This is a genomic window from Stieleria sp. JC731, from assembly GCF_020966635.1.
Taxonomy (GTDB): domain Bacteria; phylum Planctomycetota; class Planctomycetia; order Pirellulales; family Pirellulaceae; genus Stieleria.
On sequence record NZ_JAJKFQ010000005.1, the window covers coordinates 1,241,595 to 1,253,961 of the forward strand.

Sequence of the window (12,367 nt, forward strand, 5' to 3'; positions counted from 1 at the left end):
TGGCTGTGGCTGTCAAGTACTCCGATGCCAGACGCCTTCGAGGGCTATTCTCATTTAGACTCAAAAGCGAAAGGGGAGGCCGATGAGTCGTCTCAATGAGAGCCAGCCCAAGGCAGAAAAGAGCTGGAGTTCGTACTTGCGATTCGCAGTGTTCGTGATTCTTTGTTTCGGCCTGCTGCTCGCTTACGCGGCGAAGTGGTCCCAGATGAAGAAACTTGATCAGCAATTGGAAACCCTTCAAGCAAAGATAGATGCGCTGGCTTTAGAAAGAAGTGAGCTAGCCGAGCAAGAGGCTGCGGTAGACCAAGCGAGATCAGATGCTGATTTACACAATCGCCATTTAAAAACGATCGCACGGTACTGCGCCGAACCGAGCGATTTTTGGCAGACCGATTCTGATTTGGGAATCTGCATTGTTCAGCAAAGTCAGCAGATGAACGGAGTCGTTCGCCTATTGGTCCCTGAAGGAGAGCATCAATTCAGTTTCTTGATGGAACGTCATTTGGATAAGGCGGAGTCACCAGATCTGACAGTCAAAGAAGAATTCACGCTCCTTGGTCCGGCTGCCTATGAAATCACGTTGGATCTTCCACGCGACGAAGATGGAAAGCACGGCGATTCGAGAGTTTTGTCGCTACTGATTTCTTCTTCGGATCCGCAGTTCACGCCTGTACGCAAAGTCTTGTTGCCTGATCCAATTCCTGTACCAACAAGTTCAAGCTCTTCACATTTTGAAGGCCCTAGTCCGGCCTTCTTTCCCAATCAACTGACGCTGAACCCGATCGACGAAAAACCAGGCTTCGTGCTGAATAAAATTACTTGGTCGTCGTCTCCAAAAGCACAGCCACGTTTCGATCTGAAATTCGAGATGCGTCTAAAAAGCGAAGGCCCAAGGGTCATACCAGCACCAGATCGCTGGAGCTACGTCTACTGGCCAGATAAAAAAGAGATCAAATACATAGGGAAGGGACGCTTTGAAGTCCTTCCCTGAAATGTGGGATTGCGATTTCGGTATTGCGTACGGTCCGTGTACAACCTTTCCCGCTTTTAGCGGACCGGTCCAATGGACAGTTCCCAAAGATGTGCTCGGCAGAGATCGCACCAAAAAAAATGGTTCATTGGCAAACTAAGATCGTGATCGTCCAGGTCATCGGATTTGATCCGGCAAAAAGCGGGTGATCATTGTTGTGGATGTTTTTCTGGTGTCAGTTCTGCAAAATACTGACATGCGGTATTTCGGCAAGCACTGCGACCATCAGACTTCTACCGATCAGGCGGACTCTATAATCGAAGGACGAGGCGGTCAGCCACACTGAATCGGAGACAGGTATGCCATTTCAAGGCAATTACGCGAATCTGGTTTCTCAGCATAGTGAAGCTCATACTCGACTGATTCGTGACTACGACGGTCCCAGTTCAGACTTCGACTATATCGTGGTCGGCTCGGGAATGGGCGGAGGAATCGTTTCTGACGATCTCGCGGATCGAAACAAAGGTAAGCGAATTCTTACGGTTGATTCCGGCTCGTTTATCTATCCGACCCATGTCTACAACATCAGCAGGATTCCCAATAATTCATTGGCGCCCCATTTCGGTGTCGATAATTTCAGGCAGAACGAAACGCCTCAACATTTCATCGGCGGAAAGCCTCAGCTTGCCTTCGGTGGTCGATCGATTTTTTGGTCTGGATTGATACCAGAAGTTCAGGATTGGGAACTTGAATTTTTTCCTGACAACGTGCGCCGTGATCTTTCGGCGGGCTATCTCAAGCTCGCCGGAGAACGAATGAATGAATCGATTTCGCTTGGTGATAAGGCCAATCAGATTGTCGAACACTTTCGACGAAGCTCACTCAATGAAGACTTTCACATCGTTGAAACGCCACGTGCTCTGCATCAGCCTTATCTAAATCAAGATGGAACACCGAAGGACAAGTATTTTGTTGAGCCCACAGGCGTATTCAACACTGCGGAACTGCTGATCAATCAAGTCGGGTTAACTCACCCACAAGTGAATCTCGATGGAGCCGGGCTATTCATCAAGTTGAACAGCTTTGTCGAAGCGATTAACAGCGTCCCGCATGGCTGGTACGAAGTGAAGACGACAAATACGGTGACAGGGGAGCAGCGAAGTTTCTACAGTCCCAAAGTAGTCATCGCCGCCGGATCCACGGAAAGTCCAAAACTAATCAATCGCTCCTCTGTGTACGGTGAGCTACCGTCAAATGTGAGAGGGCTTGTGGGATTTGGTTTGACAGACCATCCGGTTACCGGTGAATCTCAAGCCTATGTAAAGTCATTCGGGACAGATCAGAAACCAATCTCTCGCTATGACCATGCGAAGATCATTTTCTATTCGCGTGGCAAGCTAGATGGAAACGGGCACGTAAAGTATCCGTTCAATATCGAGATGAATGTCAACCATGAGTATTGGCATCTGCGAAATAACGATCCGTCGGCCGATCCTATTCCCGATGACACCAGCCAATCGCGGGTGGATATCAAATTTAGTTTCGCGAACTGTCTTGATGATCAAAACGGGATTCATTCCCATGCCAACGATGGGTATACGCCGCATATCAGTTTCAAAAGATTTTCGCAGCTCGATGACCTTTTGAATTCACGTTTTCCTGCGGTAGCTGGGTGGCAGAAAAATCACGCCGAATTTATGAACCTCCTGAATCACACACGCAACCGTGTATTCTCCGAGTTCAACGATGTGCAATTCATCACAGCACAATACGGAGGATTTTCGGGTGAGCAGTGGCCATTTGGCTGGGGGACCGTTCATCATGCCTGCGGCACACTGCGAATGCCTTGGAAACCCGACCGTCAATCCGATTTTGAGTACCAGTCGGTGGTCGATGAAAACTTGAAGGTCAATGGCACGGCGGGGATGTATGTCTGCGATATGTCGGTTCTGCCATTGAGTACCGCGGCGAATCCAGTGCGCACGTTGGCGGGGCTAGCTCTGCGGCTTTCAAACCATCTTTCGTAGCCACTGAAACCGCTTGGCTTGGATTCGGTCGCCTCCAGATTGAGGCGAAATTCGCAATGTGGTACCGACCATACGCGTTGGAAAGTCCAGCCGACTTTTAGCTGGCTTGGCCCAAGACCAAGCTCAGCACGACGCAGCTAACTTTCGTTTTCGGTTGCCGACAAGCATTCCGGTCAGGGCTGCGAAAATCGCAAATGCGCCCGGCTCTGGCGTGCTCGAAGGAGGGTTATCGGGTGGAGTTGAGACGACCACACCTGCGTAGTGTCCACTCTTACCATCTGCAGTAACTGCGTTCAGATGTACCGCTGCCACGAATGGAGACACCATTGGTTGATTTCCTCCGCTGAAGTTGAAGGATTGGGCGGTTAACCCAACTCCAGCTATCTCATATACCGACTTCGAGTCAGGTAGAAACGGTGGATCACTACCGGGAGGAGGGAAGTCGAAGTAGACATCTGCTCCCGCCAACCCTCCTGAACCAACACTATTCGCACCCCAGAAAATTGATGGATTACCGTTCTTGGTAGCTTTGACGCCTTCGAGATAGCTAATGCTAGTTATGGACTGTGCTGGGTTCAGGTTAAACACGATGTCGTTTAATTTGGTGTCTTGACGTACTCCAAAACCACCATTGAAGTCGATTGTCATGCGGACCGTACCTGGTGTACCCATGTCATCAAACACGACAACAATAGCGTCCGACGCAATGGTACCTGCCATCGAATTAGTAAGTTCCGCCCCGCCAAGTTCGATTGTTAAGATTCCGGCGTGAAGCGAACTAGCGGAGAGAATACAAAAACCGATAACCAGCGATCTTATGCCACTGAACATCAATGCTACTCCAATTACTTTCAAAAGTGCGGCCTGGGTGCCCCTCTGCTGGATTGTCGCGGTGTAGCTCTGGTGTTCAAGTGGTTATTTCGGATATCCGCCAAGATTTAATTTTGTTTTGGCCGTGATGGCTTCACGGCTTTCAAATAAATCGAAAAGCAATGTGCATGAGTTCACTCTTTAGGTGATGGCTCGTCGCTGGTTTGTCATGTGTATCAACACGATCGGTCCTACTAGATCGTCGGAATAGCCGGTCGGGCGTTAGTCCCGGTTGCTTGTGTGATAACCGCCGCTAGCGCGGTGCGGCTCATGGGGTCTGATTACCGTATTAGCCGATGGGCGTTAGCCCCGGTTGTCCAAGCGATAACCGCCGCTAATGCGGTGCGGCTGATGGGGCCAATGCCTGGTTGGAATTTGGAAGGGCGGATTGGGTGTTGGCCTGGGTTGCTCGTGTGATAACCGCCGCTAACGCGGTGCGGCTCATTGGGTCTGATTATCGTATTAGCCGACGGGCGTTAGCCCCGGTTGTCCAAGCGATAACCGCCGCTAACGCGTTGCGGCTGATAGGGGGCCAATGCCTGGTTGGAATTTGGATTGGCGGATTGGGTGTTGGTGCGGGTTGCTTGTGCGATAACCGCCGCTAGCGCGTTGCGGCTCATGGGGGCTGATTGTCGTATTAGCCGACGGGCGTTAGCCCCGGTTGTCAAGCGAGAACCGCCGCTAATGCGGTGCGGCTGATGGGGGCCAAACCTACTTTTCAGTTGATGGAGCCTCTGCGGCGACTTTGATTAGACCGTACTCACTGCGGAAGTAAAGTGCGTTGCCGCTGACTGCTGGGCTGGCCAGTACGGTTTCTCCCAAATTCGATTCGCCGATGACTTCGCCTTCATCACCACGGTCCGCGACCACGACGACGGTTCCGTCCGACGAGACAACGTAAATTCCGGTTTCGGTCAGCACAGGCGTCGCCCAAACATTTTCCAATCGGCCCAGCCGTTCCTGCCACAGAACGGATCCATCGCTGACCGATCCGGCGATCAACACCGATCCGCGCCCCATGTAAAGACGATCTGAAGATGCAACAGGGCTGCAGCGTTGTGGTCGTAGCTTGCTGCTTTCCCATTGGATTTCGGCGTTTACACCCTTGTTGGATTTGTCGTCAAAGTCGGCTGACGCGACGCGGATCGCGGTGGTGGACTGTCCTGGGACAATCAAATACGGCGCTGCGTATGTTGCTGATGCGGTTCCGTCACCGGAGACATCAAAGTGTTCAACGGTTTTGCCTGTTTTCGGATCAATAAAGTCGATTCCTCGGCCGTTGTGCATCGACACCAACCAACGGCGTTCATCGACATGCACCGGTTGTGGCGAGGACCAGTTGGACGAAGCGGATCGTTTGTTGGTCCAAAGTGTCTTTCCGGTTTCGGCATCAATGCCAGCGGCGAACGAGTCCCCTTGGTTTTCCAGCTGTACGATGACCACGCCATCGACCACCGTTGGTGAACTACTCATGCTGATGTCGTTACCCGTTTTAGGATGGTCGACTGCAAGAGCTCGGTACCATTGCAGGTGGCCATCCAGGTCGTAGCAGATCAGGTCGCAGCTACTGAAGAGAGCAAAGATTCTTTGCCCATCGCTTGCTGGCGTTGGCGATGCGTTTGAACTGGTTGGGTGAGTAAAAGGACGCCCGGTGGCTCGCATCGGACGTGACCAGAGCATCGAGCCATCGCTGGTTGAGTATGACTCAACATAGAGGTCGCGTTCGTCTTCTCCGGCACAGCCCGTCACGATGACTTGATCACCGATGACCAGTGGCCCGCCGATCCCACGACCGGTCGTCGAAACTCGCCATGCGATATTTTCACCGGATTCGGCATCAAACTTTGCAGGTGTCGAAGACTCCGGTGCGAAGGAACGTCCGTCTCCTCGGAATCCTAGCCAGTCATTGGCGATCAGGGACGATGTCGAAAGTCCAACCGATACGGCGAAAACGAGCAGGCGAAGTGTTTTTGCGGGGACTTTCATGGCGATGCAAATGCGGTCTTCGGGTGAGCTGGATGGTGAGCGATTATTGTAGCGGATTGGCGAGAATCCGGGATCTCGCTAGTTTGACGCTTACCCAAACGTCTTGTTTGTTTGTCAGTTGCCCAGCGCCCAATCCCAAAGCGGCTGATTGGCCGTCTCGTTTGATGGATTCCATCGATTTGCATCGCCGGTTTGTCTGGTTGGGTGTTCTTTGACTTTTCCGCTACCTTGAATTGACCACTGAGTCTCGATGTCAAACGTTGACCCACAATTGGTTGATGCTGATGTATCGGAAGCAGATGATTCCGATTCGATCCCTGAGTTCATCGACCGTCTTTATCGAGAGTCATCGCGCCGAGTCTTTGCCTCGCTGGCACGTTGCTTGGGGGATTTGGATCTCGCCGAGGACGCTTTGCAAGATGCCTTTACACAGGCAGCGACTCAGTGGACCCAAGACGGTCTTCCGGACAATCCGATTGCCTGGTTGATATCCACGGGCCGATTCAAAGCGATCGACCGAATCCGCAAGGACTCAAAAATTGGACAAAACGCGGCATCGATTTCGGATCGAATCCAGCGAATCGCGGCGATCAATTCTGAGCGGGGCGATCAATCCATTGAGGATGATCGGTTGCGGTTGATCTTTACCTGTTGCCACCCGGCGATTGACCGAAGCGTGCAAATTCCATTGACGTTGCGAGAGGTTTGTGGGCTGACAACCGAGGAGATCGCGAGTGCATTTTTGACAAAGCCTGCGGCGATGGCTCAGCGGATCGTCCGCGGCAAATCCAAGATCCGAGACGCGAACATTCCGATAACGATTCCGGAACTGACTGAACTGCCTGGCCGACTGGATGTCGTGTTGTCGGTGGTCTATCTGATTTTCAATGAAGGCTACTGCGCATCCAGCGGTGATTCACTAACACGTGTCGAACTTTCATCCGAAGCGATTCGGTTGGGACGACTGCTGGTGGAACTGAGTCCTGATCCGGAAGTCAAAGGATTACTGGCGCTGATGTTGCTGCACGAGTCACGCAGGCAATCTCGCACCGATTCCGAAGGAAATATAATCCTGTTGGAAAAGCAAGATCGTAGCCGTTGGGATTCGGAAATGATTGCGGAGGGACGACGTTTGGTTGAGCAGGCGATCGCGTCTCGTCGAGTCGGTGGCTATACGATTCAGGCAGCCATTTCGGCGGTCCACTCAGAAGCGCAGTCGGCGTCCGACACAGACTGGGCTCAAATTGTGGCTCTTTACGATGTCTTGATGTTGCTGGAAGGCTCGCCGGTGGTCGAGCTAAATCGCGCAGTTGCGGTGGCGATGCGTGACCAGCCGAGTGCCGGTGTTGAGCTAATCGAGCGAATTCATCAACGGGGGCAGTTGCTCGAATACGCTCCGGCATTTTCCGCCTTGGCTGAATTGCAAAGGCGATCTGGTCGTTCTGCGGTAGCCGCCGAATTGTTTCGAAAGGCGCTTGAGCTGACAACGCAGCAATCCGAGCGTCGATTCCTTCAGCAACGAATTGATGAGATGGAAAGTTAGAGACGAATCTTTGAAAACTTAGTCGTATTCTGTCGATCGATCGCCTGACGATTCGACTGACTCTTATTCGCAGTGCTCGCCTACCGGATATTTGAAATTCGCTTGCGCGTCTCGTTCGTGAATCCACGACCGTTCGGCATTCTGCGATCCCCAACGGCATCAACGTTTCTGTGCTCAATAATCAAAGGAATCCAAACATGGGTCACACGGCTAACCTGTCGGCGCCACCAACTGTCACGACCTACTTGTTCTTCGCGGGGCGTTGCGAAGAAGCGATCGATTTTTACCAGCAGGCACTAGGTGCCACCGTGGTTTCGAAGCTACGTTGGAGCGACTCACCAGATCCCCATGCCTGCGCGAGTGTTGCTGATGACTGGAAAGATAAAATCATGCATGTCAGCTTTAACGTTGGCGAAACGCTCGTGATGGGGTCCGATGGTTCGGGCAGTCCTGCGGAGAAGTCCGCGGGGTTCGAGGGCTTTCGATTAACTTTAACCCTCGCGAGCAAGTCCGATTGCAGTGCGGTCTTTGATGCGCTTTCGGCTGAAGGAACTGTTGACGTGCCACTTGCCGAAAGCTTCTTTTCGCCGATGTTCGGAATGGTGACCGACAAGTTTGGTGTTGCTTGGATGGTGATGATGCAGGGTGAGGTCAGCTGAAAAAGCCCATTTGGATTTGCCAACAGGTTAGGTTTGCCAATAGGGAGCAATGTGATGAAGTATATGTTGTTGATCTATGGAGCAGAAAGCGATTGGACCGAGTCCGAACGCACGGAATGTATGCTGGAATCGAAACGGATCAGCGATGAATTGAAAGAGCAGGGAATGTTGATCGATAGTGCTCCGCTGCACAGCGTTTCGAGCGCGACTTGCATTCAGGTTCGCGATGGCAGACGGCTAACGACTGACGGCCCATTCGCCGAAACCGCTGAACAGCTTGGAGGGTACTATCTGATCGACGTCGAAGATCTTGATGAGGCGATCAAGATTGCTGAGCGTTTGCCGCCAGCAAGCAAAGGGACTGTTGAAATTCGACCCCTGTTTCCGATCCCGAGCGCGTAAATCGCTATCATGGCGGTCTCCCCAGAAATTGCTCCGGTCACTTTCGGGCGAATTTTTCCGGGATCGTTGGACCGCGCCTTAGACTTGGTTCGATCGGGCCTACCTTTTGTGGGATAATGTATCGTCGGAACGTGACGCTGGAGCGTCCTTCGCTGTATGTTTGCAGCGTGTGGGACGCGCAGGGTAACGCGTTCATGTTCGATGCCAGCACACTACGATCCTGGTACACGATGAGTGGACCGGAAGGTCTGGCTGATATGGGCACCGATTCACCGATAGAGTTAGGCTGTCAGTTGTCCTTCGGCTGTTTCACTTGTGAACTGCGCTAAGGCCATACCGAACGAAGGGATTGAAGATTTTGTGCTGTTGTCGATGCAAAACCATTTCCCCTGTCTTTCGCATTTGAGATAGATAGGAGATCGTTTGATGAGCATTCGCTCCGACACGAAATCGTGGCAACGCTGGTTTGCCGGTCGCAACGAGGCACTGATGTTCTGCCTTGCGCTTGTGTATTTGATCTGCGTCGCGATCTTGATCGTGGTCTGGGTCGACATGCCCGGGTTGAAACAAAGTGCGGTTGAAACGCTGGGCGAGGGTAATTTAGACGAGCCTTCTCTGTTTCGTTATGCGATCGGCCTTGAACACGTTGTCGTGTTCCTGATGGGATTGGTTTGGATCGTGACGATCGCGGAGTCCATCGTTCACTGGTCCACAAGGCCTTGGGATAGCGAGATGCGGAAGCATCACTTGCAAGGCTTGTTGTTTTGTCTTTGCCCTGCCCTTCGGATGGGAGCGAGCAGCCCAGAGATGCATGGTCGCATTTGGTTGCCGGGGTTTGGCTGGCGGCAAGGCGGGCGTAGGCTTCAACGTCAACTGGAACGCAAATTCAGCGTCCCGATGATGATCGTGGCGCTACTGATCATGCCGATCCTGGTGGTCGAATTCTTCATGAAAGACCAAGTCGCGGCCTATGGATTGCTGCGATTGTTTCTGCATATGGGAACCGGGGTTATTTGGTTCGCATTTGCGGCTGAGTTCATTCTGATGGTTTCGATTGCTGAAAAGAAGATTCAGTATTGCAAAGATCATTGGATCGACTTGGCCATCATCTTAATTCCGTTGGTCTCATTCCTACGGTCGCTCAGTTTGGCCCGCACGACAAAGCTGGCAAACCTGGTTCGGTTTCAGCAATTGTCAAACGCCATGCGTGCATACCGTTTGCGTGGAACCGCGATCAAAGCGTTCCGAGTGTTGGTGTTGTTTGACATTTTTGAACGCTTGTTAAGCCCCAATTGCGAACGTCGCATCGAAAAGATGGAAGCGCAGCTCGAGGAGCTTGAAAAGCAATCACGGTTGCTACGTCAGCGAATTGCCAAACTGAAAATTGAAGCGTCGGAACAGTCAAGCGATGGTGACTCGACGGTCGAGTCTACATCTTCGACATAGAAGGCCTGCTAAGATGCCGTTGCCGTTGAAAGGGATTTCTTTTTGCTGAACCTTTTGACCAAAAGGTAAAACGCGATCGCAGCGAATATGCCACAGCCATCTGCGAACAAGTCCCAAACGTCTGGGTGCCGTCCCGGCGAGAAACGTTGGCTCCATTCGTCAACGCAACCGTAGAGCAGCAGCAGTGTCGCGATTCCACCAAAACGGTAAAGGTTCGGGTATCGGTGTTTCCGGTTGGTGTGTGTGACGTAGCACAGCAAGAGGGATAGCACGAAATAGCCGGCGAAATGTTTCGACTTGTCGTGCAATTCTGGAGTGATCAGTGTCGTCGATGGTAGGTGTGTTCCGGCAAAGAGTACAATCCAGTACGACACCAGCAGGATGACGCCGAGACGTAATCCAAGTATCTTGATTCCAGAGACGGGACGCATCGCTTCCGTTCGTTATTTTGCGTTTGTGAGAATGTGAAATGAAGTGCCGATGGTGTCGGCCTTGATCGCTCGTTGGCTGTTTTTTGCACCCAAACCAGAGAACATCAAACCGGCGATCAATGAATCGGCTAACAATGTGCCGCCAAACAGTACTTAGGACTACCAGTCATGGACAGCTTCGATCGATGCGGCAACCACCGCATTGGGGCAGTTAGCATGCACGTCAACCGAAGTGCAATACAATAGGCCGTAGCGGGCGTAAATTTTACCTGACGAACTTTCTTGGACGAGGATTCTGTTTTGAAACGCTGCCAACCTCTCGCGTCACATATCGCAATTTGCGTCGCCGTAGTGGCGTTGACCACTTTCGGTACCAGCAACCTCATGGCGCAAGAAGCCTCAACTGGTGCCAAACCACCCGCATCCAGTCAATCCAAGGATAGTTCTAAAGACGAGGCGGATTCAAACGCCAAAAAAGATTGGATTTCACTGAATGATCACTGGAAAAAATGCGAATTTGGCGGCGATGGTGAAATCACGATCAAAGACGGGCATATTCGTATGGAATTCGGTCAGCCGCTGACTGGCGTTCGCTGGGGAGGCCCCTTCGAAGGCGAAAAGGATGCCAAACCCAGTGAAAGTCAGACCAGTGATGTCAAAGCTCTGCCACGCAACAACTATGAAGTCCGTTGGGAATGCCGCCGAGATCGCGGTGTCGACTTTGTTTGTGCAATGACGTTTCCGGTCGGCAAAGAGGTCGCCAGTTTGGTGATGGGGGGCTGGGGCGGTGGCGTGACCGGAATCAGCAGCATCGACGGTCATGACGCCAGTGACAACGAAACGACGATGTTCAAAGCCTATGATGACGAGCGTTGGTACAAAGCACGGGTGCGTGTCGAAGATGTCCAGATCACCGTCTGGATCGATGACATCAAAATGTTCGATGTGCCTCGCAAAGATCGCAAGTTCGATATTCGCTTTGAAATGGATCCGTGCACGCCTTTGGGGATTGCCAACTTCGAGTGTGATTCGCAGTTTCGTAATATCGCTATTCGACGTCTAAAGCCCAGTGAATTGGCGAAAGAGGATAGCGACGAATAGGGTCAGTGCATCTTCGGATGCTTTGTCGATTTGATACGTGTAGAACCACGCTTCTGATTGTGCAAGCGTCGTATCGATCCGTGAACTAATAACGTCAAGCCTCTACCGAGTGCGGAGGCGAGCCCTCAATTCGACCAGTGAATGCGATCCGTTGTTCGCCCTTGGCAAACACGCCTGACATTCGCATTCTCACTCTCCAAATGACAATCTTGGCAAGATGCCGAAATGGGAAGTTTGAACCAGCAAGATATCGATGAGCACTTCATGGGCCGCGCTCTTGAGTTGGCGCAGCAAGCCGCGTTGGCGGATGAAGTTCCTGTAGGCGCGATCATCATTCGTGAACATCAAACGATCGCCGCGGCGGCCAATGAAAGGGTTGCGCTGAAGGACCCAACGGCACATGCGGAGATGATTGCGATCACACAAGCCGCGGCGGCGTTGGGAGATTGGCGACTGGAGAAATGCACGCTCTATGTCACGCTGGAACCTTGTCCGATGTGTGCCGGAGCGATTTTGCAGAGCCGCATACCTCGTGTCGTCTTTGGGGCAACGGACCCGAAAGGCGGCGCCGTGGTTAGTCTTTTTCAGCTTTTGTCGGACAATCGATTGAATCACCGATCGGAAATCTGTTCTGGGATCATGGCTGATCGATGCGGTCAAATCTTGACCGATTTCTTTGCCAGCAAGCGAGCGTTGGGCAAGAAGTAGTTGGCTGTTTCACGACGGAGTGTGATGTCGTATTGGAACTGTGGCCGTTTTCTGCTTTTGCCGTGAAAGACGCAGCGATATCACGTTTTTGGTAGCCGTTTGATTGGTCAACGGGAATCAAATTCCTGGCATTTCGCAGTCGTTTTGTTTCACAACTGAGTCGCTGGTCAGTGCAAACGGACGACGTTTCAGGCCGGATGTTAAACTGTGACGATTCCCAAGAT

The 12,367-nt window shown here is 52.0% G+C and carries 12 protein-coding genes; 8 read left to right on the top strand and 4 right to left on the bottom strand.

The annotated features are described in order from the left end of the window. The first annotated feature begins 82 nt into the window (after positions 1-82). A complete protein-coding gene (locus LOC67_RS15390; RefSeq protein WP_230263499.1) occupies positions 83-991 on the top strand; it encodes a hypothetical protein in 909 nt (302 codons plus the stop codon). Positions 992-1,329: 338 nt separating this feature from the next. After that, a complete protein-coding gene (locus LOC67_RS15395; protein ID WP_230263500.1) occupies positions 1,330-2,997 on the top strand; it encodes a GMC oxidoreductase in 1,668 nt (555 codons plus the stop codon). Positions 2,998-3,120: 123 nt separating this feature from the next. Here LOC67_RS15395 and LOC67_RS15400 read toward each other — a convergent pair whose 3' ends face one another. The 3 genes from LOC67_RS15400 to LOC67_RS15410 all read right to left on the bottom strand — a co-directional run bounded on the left by LOC67_RS15400 (position 3,121) and on the right by LOC67_RS15410 (position 5,853). Beyond that, a complete protein-coding gene (locus LOC67_RS15400; protein ID WP_230263501.1) occupies positions 3,121-3,852 on the bottom strand; it encodes a hypothetical protein in 732 nt (243 codons plus the stop codon). Between the two features lie 491 nt (positions 3,853-4,343). Continuing rightward, positions 4,344-4,487 (bottom strand): hypothetical protein, encoded by a 144-nt coding sequence (locus LOC67_RS15405; RefSeq protein ID WP_230263502.1) that lies wholly within the window; start codon positions 4,485-4,487, stop codon positions 4,344-4,346. 91 nt (positions 4,488-4,578) lie between these two features. After that, on the bottom strand, positions 4,579-5,853 hold the full coding sequence (locus LOC67_RS15410) for a PQQ-binding-like beta-propeller repeat protein (protein WP_230263503.1): 1,275 nt from the start codon (positions 5,851-5,853) through the stop codon (positions 4,579-4,581). Positions 5,854-6,103: 250 nt separating this feature from the next. On the opposite strand from LOC67_RS15410, the gene LOC67_RS15415 reads away from it, so the two are divergent. The 4 genes from LOC67_RS15415 (at position 6,104) to LOC67_RS15430 (ending at position 9,903) form a co-directional block, all read left to right on the top strand. After that, positions 6,104-7,396, top strand: a complete 1,293-nt coding sequence (locus tag LOC67_RS15415; protein ID WP_230263504.1) for an RNA polymerase sigma factor — start codon at positions 6,104-6,106, stop codon at positions 7,394-7,396. 197 nt (positions 7,397-7,593) lie between these two features. After that, the gene (locus LOC67_RS15420) at positions 7,594-8,055 is read left to right on the top strand and encodes a VOC family protein (RefSeq protein WP_230263505.1); all 462 of its coding nucleotides are present in this window, start codon (positions 7,594-7,596) and stop codon (positions 8,053-8,055) included. A 54-nt stretch (positions 8,056-8,109) separates the two neighbouring features. Continuing rightward, positions 8,110-8,457 (top strand): YciI family protein, encoded by a 348-nt coding sequence (locus LOC67_RS15425; protein ID WP_230263506.1) that lies wholly within the window; start codon positions 8,110-8,112, stop codon positions 8,455-8,457. A 426-nt stretch (positions 8,458-8,883) separates the two neighbouring features. After that, a complete protein-coding gene (locus tag LOC67_RS15430) occupies positions 8,884-9,903 on the top strand; it encodes a prefoldin subunit (RefSeq protein ID WP_230263507.1) in 1,020 nt (339 codons plus the stop codon). Between the two features lie 8 nt (positions 9,904-9,911). On the opposite strand, the gene LOC67_RS15435 is transcribed toward LOC67_RS15430, so the two are convergent. After that, entirely contained in the window at positions 9,912-10,334 is a 423-nt protein-coding gene (locus LOC67_RS15435) for a VanZ family protein (protein ID WP_230263508.1), read from the bottom strand. Positions 10,335-10,718: 384 nt separating this feature from the next. Here LOC67_RS15435 and LOC67_RS15440 point away from each other — a divergent pair, with 384 nt between their 5' ends. Beyond that, positions 10,719-11,435, top strand: a complete 717-nt coding sequence (locus tag LOC67_RS15440) for a DUF1080 domain-containing protein (RefSeq protein ID WP_230263509.1) — start codon at positions 10,719-10,721, stop codon at positions 11,433-11,435. A 225-nt stretch (positions 11,436-11,660) separates the two neighbouring features. Continuing rightward, positions 11,661-12,143 (top strand): tRNA adenosine(34) deaminase TadA, encoded by a 483-nt coding sequence (tadA, locus tag LOC67_RS15445; RefSeq protein ID WP_230263510.1) that lies wholly within the window; start codon positions 11,661-11,663, stop codon positions 12,141-12,143. Positions 12,144-12,367: the final 224 nt, after the last annotated feature.